The sequence below is a fragment of the Clostridium lacusfryxellense genome (assembly GCF_018861735.1).
Classification (GTDB): domain Bacteria; phylum Bacillota; class Clostridia; order Clostridiales; family Clostridiaceae; genus Clostridium_AD; species Clostridium_AD lacusfryxellense.
In genome coordinates this window covers 21,447-37,483 of record NZ_JAHLEB010000006.1, presented here as the reverse complement: position 1 = coordinate 37,483, position 16,037 = coordinate 21,447, and the positions used below count along the sequence as shown (strand labels likewise).

Below are 16,037 nucleotides of genomic sequence, written 5' to 3'. Positions count from 1 at the left end.
CCAGAATAATATATATGGTGAATATTATTTTGGAGGTACTTATGTATTACGACCGCTGTAAAGAATGTCAAAATTATGACAAGTGCAAGTATATGATGAACATGCCAATGATGAACATGCCAATGATGAACATGCCTATGATGAATATGCCTATGGAAAATATGATGCCTATGGAAAATATGATGCCAATGGAGAATATGATGCCAATGATGGATATGCCTATGGATAATATGATGCCTAATATGGATATGTCAATGAAGGATATGCCAATGATGAACATGCCAATGTGGAATATGCCTATGGGTAACATGAACATGATGAATATGCCTATGGGCAATATGGATATGATGAATATGCCAATGTGTAACATGAACATGATGAACATGCCTATGGACAATATGAATATGATGAATATGCCTATGGATAACATGAACATGATGGATATGTCTATGGCAAATATGCCAATGATGAACATGCCTATGATGCCAATGATGAATATGGAAATGTGCAAGGAAGAAGATTTAGAAAAAATGCATCCTAAAATTTACTTTTCAATACACCCTATGGTAGAACAGCATTGTGATATGATGGAGTCTAAACACGGGAAAATGCATTGCCCTACTAAAGATGAAATGGATCGTATGTGTAAAGAAATATGTGACAAGCACGAGGAACATCATAAACACGATGATGACGACGATGATTGCATGGATAATGATATGAGACAAAGAAGACGATACGGCAGAAGACGTGGAATTCAGGACATAGCAAGAATTTTAATTATAGGAAATTTAATTGGACGACGAAGAAGACACCGTAGAGAACATTGGGGATACTAGGATCTTAATAAACTTTTGCTAAAGACATAGATGGGCTACTGGAAATATGTATATTTCCAGTGGCTTTTTTTGAGTTATGGAGGGACCGTGATACATAGGTTCAATATGTCGAAATTTAAGGTAATATGTTATAATGACTATTAAAGTACAAAGTATTTATTTTAGGAGGAATTATATGGAAACTAAAAAGGAGCCAGTATATCTAAATAATATAGCTCTACTAAGAACATTTGCAATTTTAATAGTTGTCTTAGGACATAGTATGATTGTTTATCAATACAGCTGGGGGATTTATACGCCATTTGTTAAATCTAGTTTTTTTAATAGTATAAAAACTTATATTGACACTTTTCAAATGCCGTTATTTATTTTTATCTCAGGATATATGTATTATTATTGCAAGAAGGAGTGCGGCAAATATAATATATTTAGTGTATTTACATTGGATAAAGTAAAAAGGCTATTGATTCCATATATTTGTGTTGCATTCATATATGTATTACCAATTAGAATGATGACTGATTATAGCGGTTATAGAGGTTATAATATACTAGAGATAATCTATAAATACATTATACCTGGGGTAGATGTAGGTCATCTATGGTACTTACTTGCCATATTTGAAATATTTATAGTTTTTTATTTGTTTGAATCTATAATCAACAAGATAGGGTTGCCCGCTAGTTTTATTATAATAGCAGGTGCAAATATAATTAGTTATAAATTTACAGATATATTTCAAATTTCAAGTTCAATACATTATTTTATGTTTTTTTATTTGGGTTACATAGTTAGAAAATACGAGAATACTTTTGTTAAGGGATTTAAGGGGAAAAATAACACTGTTTTAATTGTGGGCACATTTGTTTTGCAGTTCTTATTTTTAATAGTATCTATTAAAATTTCTAATATCAATTTAATCCATACTCTACTAAAAAATTCAATATATTTAATGTGTTGTATTTCGGTTACTATTTTTTATTTCTTAGTCCTTTCTTCGATAAGTGCTAAGTATAAAGGCCTTAATAGCAACAAAGTTTTAAAGTATTTAGATAAAGAAAGTTTTTCGATTTATCTTTTTCATTCTCCGATAATCTACATAGTGCTAAAATATATTTCAGATAAAAATGTTTCTCCTTTTTTAGTGGTTCCAGCAATGTTTATTATTATTTTGTGTGGTTCACTAGGGATTTCATATGTAATTAAAAAAACGAAAATATTAAAGTTTGTAATAGGTAGTTCAAATACTAAAAAAAGTGTCGTAGTAGCAAAGAACTCCCACTTCTAAAGAAGTGGGAGTTCTTTCATGAACAAACATCTGAAAGTTCTACTCGAATACTTTGAGCTGAATTTTTAACTTTTTTTGTATATAGAGTATCTTCGGTAGTAACTTTTTTAGATGGAATGATAAACGTAAACTTGCTTCCTTTTCCATATTCACTTTCAACATATATACTACCACCATGTAATTCTACAATAGACTTAACTAAACTCAGTCCAATACCTGTACCTTCTGCATTTCTTGATATTGATTTATTTACCTGTTTAAATCTATCAAATATCATATTTAAGTATTTTTGCTCGATGCCAATTCCATTGTCTGCCACTGAGATTTCAATAAATTTACCTTTATCTTTAATCGCTACAAAGATCTCATCACCTTTATCCGTAAATTTTATTGAATTTGATATAAGATTTAATAGGACTCTTTCCAGCTTTTCGGGATCACAAGCGATAGTTTTTTCTTCTATATCTGTATCAAAAATAATATTCAGACCTTTACTATCAGTAAAGTCAGTTACAGACATTACTATGTCTTCTACAAGTGCTACTATATTATTATTTGATAAATACAGATTGAAGAATCCTGCCTCAATCTTTGATAAATCAACTATGTTATTAATCATTTTAGATAGCCTATAAGAGTTTTGTTTTATAGATTCTATATATTTAACTATTGAATCCTTCTTGTCGTCCAGGGAGCCACTAGTGCAGTATTTATTAAATAGCTGGGCAGTTGCAAATATAACATTAAGTGGAGTTTTAAGTTCATGAGATATGTTAACAAGAAACTCTCCCTGTAATTTTAATGCATTTTCCATAGATAGATTAGATTTTATTTCAGCGGTAACATCTATAATCAAGATTAATATTTCTTGGATTTCACCACTAGATTCAAGAACAGGTTCGAAGATAATATTCCAATATATATCTTGTCCATTTAGTAAATACTTTCTTTTATTCAAATATTGAGTTTTTCTCTCTTTTATTAAATCGTTAATACACTGAAAATATTCATTTGTTTCCGGACCTCCAAATAAAGATTTAAATGTAGTAGCTTTTATATCTTCAATTGATATGAAATTTGGACTTACAAATTTAAGGATGTTAAATGCCTTTTTATTAGCGCCAATAATATTTAATTTTGGGCATGACAATCTAATAACAGGCAAATCAAATGTATCTATTACTCTGTTCAAGAGCTTATATTGTTTTGTGATAACTTCTTCGTTCCTAGAATAGTTCTTAATTAGCTTATTATGGTTCTTAATAAGCTTGTCCTGTATTATTATATTATTGTTTTTATTAACGTTTTGTGTAACGCTTTGAGTAACGTCGATAGCAACATGGTATATATATTTCATTTTTTTATTTTCAAAAATGGGTGTTTGAGTAGAGTCCCAATAGGTTATACCTCTTTGAGAATGGTTGAATTCAAAGGCTTTTACAGAACTTGATTTTTCAGTTTCTAAAAGTGTGTTACCAATGATTTCAGCCTTGCTTCCAGGATACCCTGGCATAAATTCACTAATAGATTTGCCTATACTATTTTTAGCAATAGTAAAAGGAGCATATGCGAAATCAAGGTACTTTTGGTTTGTTTTAAGTAATATTAAATCCGGTAAACTATAAATAGCAGCTCCTGATTTGTTATCAATAAATACTTGTTTAACGAAATTGAGCTTGTCATCAAGTCTAGAATTTGCTATTTCACTGAAAGTATATTTTGTTTCATTCGTTTTTGTGTTGAGAAAAATAGATATAGTAACTTCTCTTGGTTCAAGAGACTTCGCAAATATATACCCGCTGTATTCACTATCTATCTTATCCAAAGAAATTTGTGAGTTAATTCTTATAATTTCCTCCATATTCGAAAGTGACTGACCTAATAAATCCTCCATAACATATCCTGTAAAATCAAGAAACTCTTTATTGATCTCGGTAATAATGTTATCACACGAATAAAAGCATGGTTCTGTTATTTTGTTGTTATGAGTAGTGTCCACTGTATTACCCCCGTTCTTAGTTGTCAACCTATATTTTACATATTACCATATTTTATACTGAATTACTATATTTATATTGTATCCATACGTTTTAAGGGTATTATGTACTTTTTACTATAACTTTACTATATAAGTTTATTTTACTTATAATTTATTAAATAACCTTTGCTAAAATAAATATTGGAATATTATTACAAAAGTGGTATAATAATAATAATTTCACATACTCAACAATTTATAGGATAACGGGGGGTAAAATTGTATGAAGCAGTATAAACAGGATGAAGAATCTATGGGCGTAAAAGGTAAAATATTTCCCTTGCGTGGGAAGTGGCTTGCGGTATGTAGCGTATTACTTGTACTTGTAATAATAGGAACAGGCAGTTATTTTATTACAGAGAAGAAATTAAGTGCAGTGGAAAGCACGACAGTGGTGGAAGCAAGTCCTTTAAAAAAAGCAGTAGTTAATAAAGCAGTAGTTAATTCAGCCGTTGTGATAAAACAATATGATTCTAGCAAAAAAATCAGTAAGGAAGAGTTGGCAGTTTATAATAAAATGCATAAAATGATTAATACTAAAATTGTTGCCGAAGATGGTAAGATATGGGGAGAAGTAGCTATAACACCAGAAAAGTGCCAGGCTTTAATTAAGGATATTACTAAAAGTGGTTATTCAGATAAAGATACATTGATCCAATTTCTAGCACGTTGGAAGGATAATAATTTTAGTAGTGGAGTTGACGAGCACAATTATTTATGGGATGGACTTGATGGGACAATAGGTAAAGCAGAATCCTTAAGGCCATAGGGATGATGGCTATTATTAATAATAGCTTAAATGAATAACCTTATAAAAGTCTTTTCCAAATAGGAAAACAAAAGTTTTAGGCACATATATGAATACTAATTTTTCATCATTTATTACTCTGGCGGTTACAACTACGGACCATTTCTGCGCAGGACCATGCTCTGAAACATCTGTATTAACGCCTTTATCAGCATAAGGAGTAAAATGCGAAGCGTTGATTGGGACCCAATAGAATACACGATAATGAGGCCAGTTATCATTTCCTATAATATAGTCAAAACGAGGAACTCCTCGATTCTCATTTAAAATGTAGTTATCTATTGATACATCCGCCTTAGCAACCTTAGGGATGTTAATTACATTTATAAAACTATTAAATAAGAATACTAAAAGGGATACTATAATAATTCGTAATGATACTTTTTTATAATTCATAAGAACATCTCCATAATTTCTCAAATTTACTATAGTTTTAGTATGTGAGAAACATGGATTTTATATTCACAAACAATAAAAAAGCGTGATATATTTAAATATATCACGCTTTTTATATGAAAATAGAATTATTATGCTCTACAATGTATCTTTTAATCTATTAGATTTATAGATTTTAAGTAGTCTTCAGCAACTTTTCTAGATTGTTCACCATTATCTACTTTATAGTTTAATTTACGCATAGTATCATCGTTAATTTTTCCATCTAAAAGTTCCAAAATACCTTTTAACTCAGGATATTTCTTCAATGTAGATTGGTTTACTATAGGAACTGCATAATATGGTGGGAAAAATTGTTTATCATCTTTTAAAAGTTTTAAATCGAATTTTTGAATTAATCCATCAGTGGAGAATGCATCTAAAATTTGTGTTTCATTTTTTTGGATGGATGTATATCTAAGACCACCATCTATACCTTTCATGCTTTTAAACTTCATATTATAAGCTTTTTGAAGTCCCAAATAACCGTCTGGTCTATTTGCAAAATCCATAGTAAATCCAGCAGTTGCTTCTGAACTAATCTTTGCTAAATCAGAAATATTTTCCAATTTATTCTTTTTAGCAAAATCTTTTTTTACTGCAATTACATAAGTATTATTGAAACCTATTGGGTTTAATATATCTATTCCGAATTTTGAGGCAAACTCTTTTTTAGATACATCATATACTTTAGTTGGGTCAGTCATTGTAGGTTTCTTAAGTATATTAACAAGACATGTTCCAGTGTATTCCACATATAAATCCACATCTTTTGATTTTAAAGCAGTAAATACTACGTTAGTTCCACCTAAATTTAATTTTCTTTCAACTTTATAATCTGTTTTAGCCTCTATTAAAGAAGACATCATATCTCCAAGTATTATTGATTCGTTAAAGTTCTTAGAACCTACGACTATTTTGTTTTTATTACCAATAAAACTTGTAATTAATGTGGACATTATAATCAACAGAACTAGTCCTGAAGTTATTAGTTTGAATTTTTTACTTCCGAAAAATGAATTATTTTTAGTTGCGTTTTTACTGTGGTTAACTTTTATACCTTCGGGAACTACAATATTTTCTACCTTACCTATTATAAAGTCTAGAAGAATAGCAAGGATACAAGCAGGAATAGCTCCAGCAAGAATCATGTTATTATTAACAGTCTGGACTCCAGAGAATACTAGATATCCTAAACCACCAGCCCCAATAAAGGCAGCTATTGTCATAAGACCAACAGCCGTAACTGAAGATATTCTAATACCTGACATAATAATTGGCATAGCTAATGGAAAACGAACTTTGAGTAATACCTGAGTATTGGTAAGTCCCATACCATCAGCAGCTTCAACAAGTGCAGGATTTATATTAGTAAGTCCTGTAAATGTATTTTTTACAATTGGCAGAAGTGAATACATAACTACCATTATTATTGCAGGTTTACTTCCAATACCAAGCAATGGTATTAAAAATCCAAGCAGTGCAAGACTGGGTATGGATTGAACTATATTTGTAAAACCAATTACAGGAACTGAAAGTTTTCTATACCTAACTATAAGTATACCAAGAGGTATAGCAATTGCTATAGCAATTACGATTGCGAATAAAGTTAGCTGTATATGTTCTAATGTTAAATCTATTATTTCAGATTTTCGTTCTACTAAGAAACTCATAAATGAGTTGAAACTATTCATTAACGTCTACCTCCATGTCTATAAATTGATTACTCAATATAGATAAAAGGCTGCTCTTGGTGAGAAGGCCTGATAGCTTATTGTTATCATCAACTACAGGAACAAAATTTATATCTTCTTTTTTTATAACTTCTAATATATCTATTATTGAATCTTCTTGATTTACGGTTATAAGTTTAGTCTCCATTAGGTCCTTAACTTTTCTCGTTTTGTCCGGATCTTTTCTAAGCGCTGTTCGAATTTGTTTTAATGTAATAAGACCAGTTAAAATGTTCGTTTTATCTACGATAAGTAAACTATCAACATTTTTAGATTTCATTATTTCAATTGCTTGAAGAATTGAACGCTCTCCAACTGATTTAACTGGAGTTGATATCATAATATCTTTTGCTTTGATGAGTTCTGGCTGATTCCATATTCTGTTTTTACCTACAAAGTCACGTACAAAGTCATTAATGGGATTTTTTAGTATTTCCTCTGGAGTGTCGAATTGAACAACATCTCCATCATGCATAATACAAATTTTATCTCCAAGTTTTAATGCTTCATCCATATCGTGAGTTACAAAAATTATAGTTTTCTTTACATTTTGTTGTATATTAAATATCTCATCTTGTAGTTGAGTTTTAGTTATTGGGTCTAGTGCACTAAAAGGCTCATCCATGAGTATTACATCAGGATCCATTACAAGAGCCCTTGCAACACCTACTCTTTGTTGCTCTCCACCACTTAATTGGTTAGGGTATTTATCTGTATATATCTCAGGATCAAGACCTACTAGATTTAATAATTCAATTACTTTAGCGGCTAATATATCCTTTGGCATTTTTTCAATAGATGGAATTAATCCAATATTGTCTCCGATTGTTAAATGAGGAAGAAGGCCTGCTTGTTGTATAACGTAACCCATATTGCGTCTAAGCTTTATAGTGTTTCTTTCTGCAAGTTTCTTACCGTCAATTAGTATTTCTCCCGTTGATGGAGTTATCAATTTATTAATCATTTTAAGAGTTGTTGTTTTTCCACAACCACTAGGTCCAATAAAAACAACTAATTCTTTATCTTGTATAGTTATATTTATGTCTTTCAAAATCTTTCTACCATTAAAACTTTTACTTACATTTTTAAATTCAATCAAAATATAGCCTCCTAATTTGTCACAAAGTAACAACCTACATTATACCACTAAGTTGGTACTTCGTAAAGTTTGTATAAATATATACTATTTGTAATTTGATTTTTATATAGTATGCCACTATCTTTTGGAAGTTAATCTATCAATTTTTTAGATTTTAAAAAGTCTTCTGCTACAGTTTTTGGGTCTTCACCTTGATCTACTTTATAATTTAGTTTTTGCATGTCCTCGGCAGTAACTTTTCCCGCAAGAGTTAGCAATACAGGCTTTATATCAGGATATTTCTCTAGTATTTCTGCGCGTACTATAGGAACTGCATAATAAGGTGGAAATAATTTTTTATCGTCGACTAGACGTTTTAACTTAAATTTTTGAAGTAGTCCATCTGTAGAAAATGCGTCTACTACTTGTGTTTCTTCGTTTTGAAGTGCAGTGTATCTAAGACCTCCATCTATACCTTTTACATTTTTGAATTTAAGGTTGTACACTTTTTGTAGTCCTAGATATCCATCCATTCTATTTGCAAATTCCATTGTACATCCTAAATCTAATAAACTACTTACCTTTGCTAAATCTGAAATAGTATTTAAATTATACTTTTTAGCAAGATCTTGTTTCATTGCGAGTTCATAGGTATTATTAAAACCTAGTGGTTTAAGCCATTCTACGTTATAATCCTTTTTAAAACCTTCTTTAACTATATTGTAAACAGTATCTGGATCACTTATAGATTCTTTTTTCATTATATTTACAAGTGCTACACCTGTGTATTCTACATACATATCTATAGCATCTGCTTTTATAGCATTAAGAATTACAAGAGAGCCGCCTAAATTCATTTTTCTTTCTACTTTGTATTTAGTTTTATTTTCTATTAAAGAGGCAACCATGTTTCCAAGGACTAATTGCTCGTTATAGTTTTTAGAGCCTACAATTATTGTGTCTTTGCTTTTAACAAAGGTTGTAGATACTGAGAATACAATGCATATAAGAACTATCAAAGACACGGCAAGTTTGAATTTTTTGCTGTTAAAGAATTTATTAGTTGTTTTTGTTTTATTACTTGTAGTTCTTATACCATCAGGAATTACTATGTATTCTATCTTTCCTATTACAAAGTCTAAAACAATAGCAAGAAGACAAGCAGGAATGGCTCCGGCTAAAATCATATTATTATTAACAGTTTGGACACCTGAAAAGACTAGGTAGCCTAAACCGCCAGCACCTATAAAAGCTGCTATTGTCATAAGGCCTACTGCAGTAACTGAGGATATTCTAATGCCTGACATAATAATTGGCATAGCTAGGGGGAAACGAACTTTGAGAAGTACCTGAGTTTGAGTAAGGCCCATACCGTTTGCAGCCTCAATAAGTGAAGGATCTATATTAGTTAGTCCGGTAAATGTATTTTTTAGAATTGGTAGAAGAGAATACATAACTACCATAATTATTGCTGGTTTGCTACCAATGCCAAGTACAGGTATTAAAAAACCGAGTAATGCGAGACTTGGAATTGACTGAACTACATTCGTAAAACCAATGACAGGAACAGAAAGTTTTCTATATCTAACTATAAGTATTCCTAAAGGCACTGCTATTAACACAGCGAGTAAAATTGAAAATATAGTTAGCTGTATATGTTGAACTAGTAAATTTAATATCTCAGACTTTCGACCTATTACAAAATCCACGAAAGAATTGAAACTATTCATTTATATCTACCTCCATATTCATTACAAGTAACAACTTGATTATACCATTGGGTTGTTTCCTTGTAAATATTGTGTGAAGGTAAATAAGTAATTATTTGTATAAAAAGGCATGATATATATTAATAATATATATCATGCCTTTTTAGCCTTATTTCATTAATTTTTTTGATTTTAAAAAGTCTTCAGCAACTTTTCTTGATTGCTCTCCATTATCAACTTTATAGTTCATATTTCGCATATCCTCGTCGCTAACCTTATTCTCAAGTAGTGACAATACAGTCTTAAGCTCTGGATATTTTTTTAATGTTTCTGCGCGAACTACAGGAACTGCGTAGTAAGGCGGGAAAAAACTCTTATCATCTTTTAAAAGTTTTAGATTAAACTTCTTAATTAATCCATCAGTGGAGAAGGCGTCTAGAACCTGTGTCTCGTTTTTTTCAAGAGCAGTATATCTAAGCCCTCCATCTATGCCTTTTACACTTTTAAAATTTAGATTATATTTTTTTTGTAGCCCAAGATAACCATCTTCTCTATTTACAAACTCCATTGTAACTCCAGCATCTAATTTAGAACTTATTTTTGCTAAATCAGAAATAGTTTCTATCTTATTTTTGCTTGCAAAATCTGGTTTAACCGCCATTACATAGGTGTTATTAAATCCTAAGGGTTTAAGTAGCTCTAAACCATAATTTTTTGAGAAATCATTTTTAACTATATCATAAACTTTAGTTGGATCACTTATAGAAGGTTTTTTTAATATATTAACAAGACCGGTTCCGGTATATTCTACATATACATCTAGGTCTTTTGATTTCATAGCGTTAAATACTACAGTAGCACCGCCTAGATTTAATTTTCTTTCAACTTTATATTTGGTTTTACTTTCTATTAAGGATGCAACCATGTCTCCAAGTATTATTTGTTCATTGAAATTTTTCGATCCTACTACTATTGTGTCTTTACTTTTAACAAAACTTGTTGCGACTGTTGAGATAATTACTAAGAGAACTAATACTGATGTCCAAATTTTAAATTTTTTAGATTTGAAAAATGAATTAGTTTTACTAGGTGTTGCATGAGTATCTTTTATACCCTCAGGAACTACTATATTTTCTACCTTGCCGATTATAAAGTCTAGAAAAATAGCAAGTATACATGCAGGAATAGCTCCGGCCAAAATCATGTTATTATTAACAGTTTGAACACCTGAAAAAACTAGATATCCTAAACCACCAGCTCCAATAAAGGCTGCTATTGTCATAAGTCCTACAGCTGTAACTGAAGATATTCTAATACCTGACATAATTATTGGCATTGCCAGTGGAAAACGTACTTTGAGTAGTACTTGGGTATTTGTAAGTCCCATACCATCTGCTGCCTCAACTAGAGCAGGAGTTATGTTAGTTAAACCTGTAAATGTGTTTTTTACTATTGGAAGGAGTGAATACATTACTACCATAACTATTGATGGTTTACTTCCAATTCCAAGCACCGGTATTAAAAATCCTAGTAGTGCAAGACTCGGTACTGATTGAACGACATTTGCAAAACCGATAACAGGGACTGACAGTTTTCTGTACCTAACTATAAGTATTGCCAGGGGTACTGCTATTAGCACAGCAATTAAAATAGATAATACGGTTAATTGTATATGTTGCATAAATAATTTTAATATTTCATCTTTTCTATCTATTACGAAACTAATAAAAGAACTTAAACTCTTCATTTGTGTATACCTCCATAAAATTGTTAAATATCTTTAGCTAATTTAAAAACCCTTATGCCGCGATTTTTATATTAATCGTGGTATAAGGGTTAATGGTACACTATTAGTTCCCATAAAGAAAGGTTTTAATTCTGCAATAACTACTTTCGTCACAAATGACTACAAAAATATCTTTATCCTTAAAGGTAGTTTGTGGTCCGGGAGAAAGTATTAATTTATCATCTCGCCTTATACCAATTATGGTTGCACCAGTATTTTGCCAAAATTTTGTATCGAATATAGTTTTATCTATGACACTCATATCAGTATGTATCCCAAATTCATAGGGAATAAAAGGGTTACTATTTTTAAATCTACTAGAATAATCTATTAGTTCATCAATAGATTGGTCTATATATTTATCTAATTCCTTTTTCTTTTCCAGTAAATCAACAATATTTTTTTTGATTGAACTTATAGAATCTATATCTTTATAGTTATCAATAAATTTTATACAATTATCCACTGAATGTATAACTATACCACTGCCTTTTGTTACTTTGACTATGTCCATGTCACTTAAAAGAGTTACAGATCTTCTTATAGTCTCTGGTGACACGTTATATTCGCTAGCAAGAGAAGACCTTCCATACAGTTTATCACCTATAGAATAATCACCGGATAGTATTCTATTAGCAAGGTCTATAGCTATTTTTTTATAAATGGGTTTTGGAATAGACTCATTTGGAATAGAGTTATTTTGCATTTTTGATTTTATCAAAAGTTTATTTTACTTCTGATAAACTTCCCCCCTCTAAGGTAGAATAGTTTTAAAAAAACAATGTGATTATAGTATATTATTGTTTTTCATATCAATTATAAATTATTATTATAATATTGTAAATAGAGAAGACTGATTAGGAAAATTGGCGGTATGAATATTATTTCCTTAATACAGTAACAATAAGTAGGTATAAAAACAATTTATGGAGGTAGAAAAATGAAAAATACATCTTTAAGAATAAAGATAGTAAGTGGAATGTTATGTACAGCATTAGCATTTTCAGGAGCAAATCTTACTTTTGCTGCTACAAAAAATAATTCTAGCGTAAGTAAAGTAACTACGGCTACTAGCATGGATTTCAAAGATTCCGCTAATAAGAAAAAAGAAGCAAAGGCACATCGCGCGCAGATGAAAGTTACACTAGAAATAGTAGTTAAGGAGAGCGTGGCCTCAAAAACTATCACAAAAGCTGAAGGTGACAAGGTATTAAAATATGCTAATGAAAAAGGCCTTAAAAGAGGAGAGGAACATAAAAAAAGTAAAAAAGAAAAAGGTACTAAGGGCGGATTATTTAGTGACTTGGTAGCTGATGGTATTTTGACACAGAAAAAGTCTGATGTTCTTAAAAAAAACATGTATGTTAAAAAAACAGAGTTAAGAACTATTGAGATGAAAAAAGGTTTGAATACCCTAGTAGTTAAGAAAGTGATAACCATAGATCAAAGTAACAAAGTTGAAAAAGCAATAACAATAAAAGATGCCAAAAGAAAAGATAACTATAAAAAAATGCAAGACATGACCGAGGCTGAAAGAAAAGCTTATATGAAAAAGATGAAAATTACTATTGTAAGCCCAACAAAGGAGCTAGTTGATAATGGTACTATAACAAAAGAGCAAGATGTAGAAATACAAAAGGTGTTACCACATTATAACTGTTGTCATCACGGACATAAATAGAAATTTAATAAAACTACCGAAGTGCATAAATGGTGCACTTTGGTAGTTTTTTATTTGTTTAAATAAGGATATATATTGATGCAATGATAATATATATAGGTGTAAATAATCAGTAAATTTGGTATAATACTATTATTAGAGTAGTTTTTTAATTAATGAGAGAGGAGTGATTTTGATGTTGCCTGAAATGAAATATATAAGCTATGATGAATTTGTAAATATAGATAAGAATAACGAAAAATTATTAGAATATATTGATGGAGTAGTATATAATCAAGCATCACCATCCAAAACACATCAAATAGTAGCACTTAACATAGCAACTGAATTTAATATTTTCTTTAGGAATAAATCATGTAAGCCTTTTATTGCTCCATTTGATATTATATTAAAGAATGAAAAAGAAGAATATGCAAAAAAGGTTATTCCAGATATAAGTATTATTTGTGATAAAACAGGTCTAAATGATGGAAACTATACTGGGGTGCCCACTTTAATTGTAGAAATATTAAGTCCATCAAATGAGTCTCATGATTTAGTTACAAAGATGAATTTATATCAACGCTTTGGAGTAAATGAATATTGGATAGTAAATCCTAAAATTAAAACAGTATCAATATATAAAATTAACGATAAAGGTTTCTATGAGCAATATGGAGTTTTTAAAAATGGAGAAGAATTTGAATCAGCTACTTTCAAGGAACTTAAAATAAATTTGCAGGAGATATTCGAGCTTTAGATATAGGGGAACACTTGGAGATTGTGGGTATAAATCTAGGTGGTAACGAGAATTTATTCCACCAGTTTACTTCTGGGATGGCGATGCCAAATGATCGAATCCATGATTTTTTAGAAGAATGGAAAAATTAAATTTTGGTTAGCATTAATTAAAAAACTACCTATGTGTATATAGCACTTTGGTAGTTTTATTTATTTAATTTCACTAATAAATCATAAACTTTATACTAAGTAAGGTAAAAATAATGTTGCAAGTCCTAGGAAGAAGAAGAATCCTAAAACATCAGTTACCGTAGTAACAAATACAGCAGAAGCAAGTGCTGGGTCAATATTGAATTTTTTTAGTATAACTGGTACTGCGAAACCTGATATGGTTGCGGCCATCATGTTAAGCACCATAGAAAGACCAATAACTACGCCGAAAATAATATTCTTTTCCCAAAAGTAACCTATTAAAGCTACTGCAGCGCCAACAGAAACTCCAGTACATAAACCTACACCAAATTCCTTTAATAATATCTTCCTGGAATTTTTAGAGTCAATTTCCCCAAGAGCTATGCTTCGGATAATTATAGTTAGAGTTTGCGTGCCTGCATTACCACCCATACCAGCAACTATTGGCATGAAAACTGCCAAGGCTACAACTTTTTGTATGGTGCCCTGGAATATACTAACGGTTGCAGCTGCAAGGATTGCAGTTATTAGATTCACAAATAACCAAGGTAATCTACTACTGACTGAATCTTTAAGAGAACCAGTAACCTTTTCATTTTCTTTTAATCCAGCAAGACGATATAAATCCTCAGTATGTTCATCGCTAAGAATTTCCATTATATCATCTGCAGTGATTATTCCTAAAATATGCATACTATCATCGACTACGGGCATAGTTAAAAACCCATATTTTTCGAATATGTGTCCAACCTCTTCTTGATCCATATCAACAGGTACACTCATGGCAGTACTATTCATAATATCTGAAACTTTCACGTCAAAGTTACTAAGGACTATATCCTTTAAAGATATAACGCCTTTTAAAAGAGCATTGTCGCCAACTACGTATATATAATAAGAAGTTTCTGCTTCTGTAGCTTCCTTTTGAAGATAGTTTAAGGTTTGACCTATGGTCATATTTTCTTTTACCATGATAAATTCAGTGGCCATAATTCCACCCGCACTATCTGGAGGGTAAAATAACAATGCGTTTACTTCGTCAGTATCTTCTTTATTCATTTTTCTCATAATGTTTTTAGCTTCATCTTCTGTTACAGCTTCTAATAAATCTACTAATTCATCTGATGACATCTCGTGAATAATTTTCTTTTGTATGATATTTGAATGAATTGTTAAGAGATCATATTTTTCATCATCCTCTGCATCATCAATAATGTCTGCAATCACATTTGGGGATAGTTTGTGAAGTAAATTTATCTTAGCTCCATCATATTGCCTAATAGCTACTAAAATATCGGTAGGATGAATGAACTGAATAAGTTTATTTATTTCTTCTATATTTTCATTTATTAAGAAATCAATTAGTTCTTTTTCGTTTAATCTATGTGACATAATATTCCCCCTTATTTTTATTTAGAGGAAGAAGTTTTTCAAAAAAACACATAGTTAGTTCAAGGCCATGGCATAAATGAACTCTTCCTCAATAATAATATTAAATTTTAAACAGTAACTACTCAGTATGGGGCCAGAATCCATTAATAACACACCTCCAATAGAAATATAATCTAGAAAATTAAAAACAACTTAAATATTTGTTCAATATATTGTATGCTCATAAGTCTTAATTGTCAACTATATAGAAACAATTTCAGTAATAAGTAATTTATGAATAATACATAAGATGTGTTAAAATAAGAATATATTTAATAATAAGGTTTTATGAGAGGAGA

The 16,037-nt window shown here is 30.4% G+C and carries 13 protein-coding genes; 5 read left to right on the top strand and 8 right to left on the bottom strand.

Going from position 1 to position 16,037, the window contains the following annotated elements:
* Window positions 1-41 precede the first annotated feature (41 nt).
* Window positions 42-839, top strand: coding sequence for a hypothetical protein (locus tag KPL55_RS05550; protein WP_216305706.1), 798 nt, complete (start codon window positions 42-44; stop codon window positions 837-839).
* A 175-nt stretch (window positions 840-1,014) separates the two neighbouring features.
* Window positions 1,015-2,127: an acyltransferase family protein gene (locus KPL55_RS05545; protein WP_216305705.1), complete on the top strand. Its 1,113-nt coding sequence runs from the start codon at window positions 1,015-1,017 to the stop codon at window positions 2,125-2,127.
* Between the two features lie 16 nt (window positions 2,128-2,143).
* Here KPL55_RS05545 and KPL55_RS05540 read toward each other — a convergent pair whose 3' ends face one another.
* Window positions 2,144-4,126: a PAS domain-containing sensor histidine kinase gene (locus KPL55_RS05540; protein ID WP_312887224.1), complete on the bottom strand. Its 1,983-nt coding sequence runs from the start codon at window positions 4,124-4,126 to the stop codon at window positions 2,144-2,146.
* A gap of 262 nt (window positions 4,127-4,388) precedes the next feature.
* Here KPL55_RS05540 and KPL55_RS05535 point away from each other — a divergent pair, with 262 nt between their 5' ends.
* Window positions 4,389-4,934: a DUF6241 domain-containing protein gene (locus tag KPL55_RS05535; protein ID WP_216305704.1), complete on the top strand. Its 546-nt coding sequence runs from the start codon at window positions 4,389-4,391 to the stop codon at window positions 4,932-4,934.
* 15 nt (window positions 4,935-4,949) lie between these two features.
* Here KPL55_RS05535 and KPL55_RS05530 read toward each other — a convergent pair whose 3' ends face one another.
* The 6 genes from KPL55_RS05530 to KPL55_RS05505 form a co-directional block, all read right to left on the bottom strand.
* Window positions 4,950-5,369, bottom strand: a complete 420-nt coding sequence (locus KPL55_RS05530) for a hypothetical protein (protein WP_216305703.1) — start codon at window positions 5,367-5,369, stop codon at window positions 4,950-4,952.
* A 152-nt stretch (window positions 5,370-5,521) separates the two neighbouring features.
* Complete coding sequence (locus KPL55_RS05525; protein ID WP_216305702.1) at window positions 5,522-7,102, bottom strand: ABC transporter permease/substrate-binding protein; 1,581 nt, start codon at window positions 7,100-7,102, stop codon at window positions 5,522-5,524.
* Window positions 7,095-8,240 (bottom strand): ABC transporter ATP-binding protein, encoded by a 1,146-nt coding sequence (locus KPL55_RS05520; protein WP_216305701.1) that lies wholly within the window; start codon window positions 8,238-8,240, stop codon window positions 7,095-7,097. The genes KPL55_RS05525 and KPL55_RS05520 overlap by 8 nt, the downstream gene beginning before the upstream one ends.
* A 131-nt stretch (window positions 8,241-8,371) precedes the next feature.
* The gene (locus KPL55_RS05515; protein WP_216305700.1) at window positions 8,372-9,949 is read right to left on the bottom strand and encodes an ABC transporter permease/substrate-binding protein; all 1,578 of its coding nucleotides are present in this window, start codon (window positions 9,947-9,949) and stop codon (window positions 8,372-8,374) included.
* A 148-nt stretch (window positions 9,950-10,097) separates the two neighbouring features.
* Entirely contained in the window at window positions 10,098-11,675 is a 1,578-nt protein-coding gene (locus KPL55_RS05510; protein WP_216305699.1) for an ABC transporter permease/substrate-binding protein, read from the bottom strand.
* Between the two features lie 103 nt (window positions 11,676-11,778).
* Window positions 11,779-12,405 (bottom strand): GntR family transcriptional regulator, encoded by a 627-nt coding sequence (locus KPL55_RS05505; protein WP_216305793.1) that lies wholly within the window; start codon window positions 12,403-12,405, stop codon window positions 11,779-11,781.
* A gap of 249 nt (window positions 12,406-12,654) precedes the next feature.
* Here KPL55_RS05505 and KPL55_RS05500 point away from each other — a divergent pair, with 249 nt between their 5' ends.
* Together KPL55_RS05500 and KPL55_RS05495 are read left to right on the top strand one after the other, a co-directional pair.
* Window positions 12,655-13,395 carry a hypothetical protein gene (locus KPL55_RS05500; RefSeq protein ID WP_216305698.1) on the top strand — a complete coding sequence of 247 codons (741 nt, stop codon included), beginning with the start codon at window positions 12,655-12,657 and terminating at the stop codon, window positions 13,393-13,395.
* A 175-nt stretch (window positions 13,396-13,570) separates the two neighbouring features.
* Window positions 13,571-14,134 carry a Uma2 family endonuclease gene (locus KPL55_RS05495; RefSeq protein ID WP_216305697.1) on the top strand — a complete coding sequence of 188 codons (564 nt, stop codon included), beginning with the start codon at window positions 13,571-13,573 and terminating at the stop codon, window positions 14,132-14,134.
* Window positions 14,135-14,355: 221 nt separating this feature from the next.
* On the opposite strand, the gene mgtE is transcribed toward KPL55_RS05495, so the two are convergent.
* Window positions 14,356-15,699: a magnesium transporter gene (gene mgtE, locus KPL55_RS05490; protein WP_216305696.1), complete on the bottom strand. Its 1,344-nt coding sequence runs from the start codon at window positions 15,697-15,699 to the stop codon at window positions 14,356-14,358.
* Window positions 15,700-16,037 lie beyond the last annotated feature (338 nt).

Excerpts from the sequence above, each read along its gene's own strand:
- KPL55_RS05550 (WP_216305706.1), top strand. The coding sequence starts at position 42 with ATGTATTACGACCGCTGTAAAGAATGTCAAAATTATGACAAGTGCAAG.
- KPL55_RS05545 (WP_216305705.1), top strand. The coding sequence starts at position 1,015 with ATGGAAACTAAAAAGGAGCCAGTATATCTAAATAATATAGCTCTACTA.
- KPL55_RS05535 (WP_216305704.1), top strand. The coding sequence starts at position 4,389 with ATGAAGCAGTATAAACAGGATGAAGAATCTATGGGCGTAAAAGGTAAA.
- KPL55_RS05530 (WP_216305703.1), bottom strand. The coding sequence starts at position 5,369 with ATGAATTATAAAAAAGTATCATTACGAATTATTATAGTATCCCTTTTA.
- KPL55_RS05525 (WP_216305702.1), bottom strand. The coding sequence starts at position 7,102 with ATGAATAGTTTCAACTCATTTATGAGTTTCTTAGTAGAACGAAAATCT.
- KPL55_RS05515 (WP_216305700.1), bottom strand. The coding sequence starts at position 9,949 with ATGAATAGTTTCAATTCTTTCGTGGATTTTGTAATAGGTCGAAAGTCT.
- KPL55_RS05510 (WP_216305699.1), bottom strand. The coding sequence starts at position 11,675 with ATGAAGAGTTTAAGTTCTTTTATTAGTTTCGTAATAGATAGAAAAGAT.
- KPL55_RS05500 (WP_216305698.1), top strand. The coding sequence starts at position 12,655 with ATGAAAAATACATCTTTAAGAATAAAGATAGTAAGTGGAATGTTATGT.
- KPL55_RS05495 (WP_216305697.1), top strand. The coding sequence starts at position 13,571 with ATGTTGCCTGAAATGAAATATATAAGCTATGATGAATTTGTAAATATA.
- mgtE (WP_216305696.1), bottom strand. The coding sequence starts at position 15,699 with ATGTCACATAGATTAAACGAAAAAGAACTAATTGATTTCTTAATAAAT.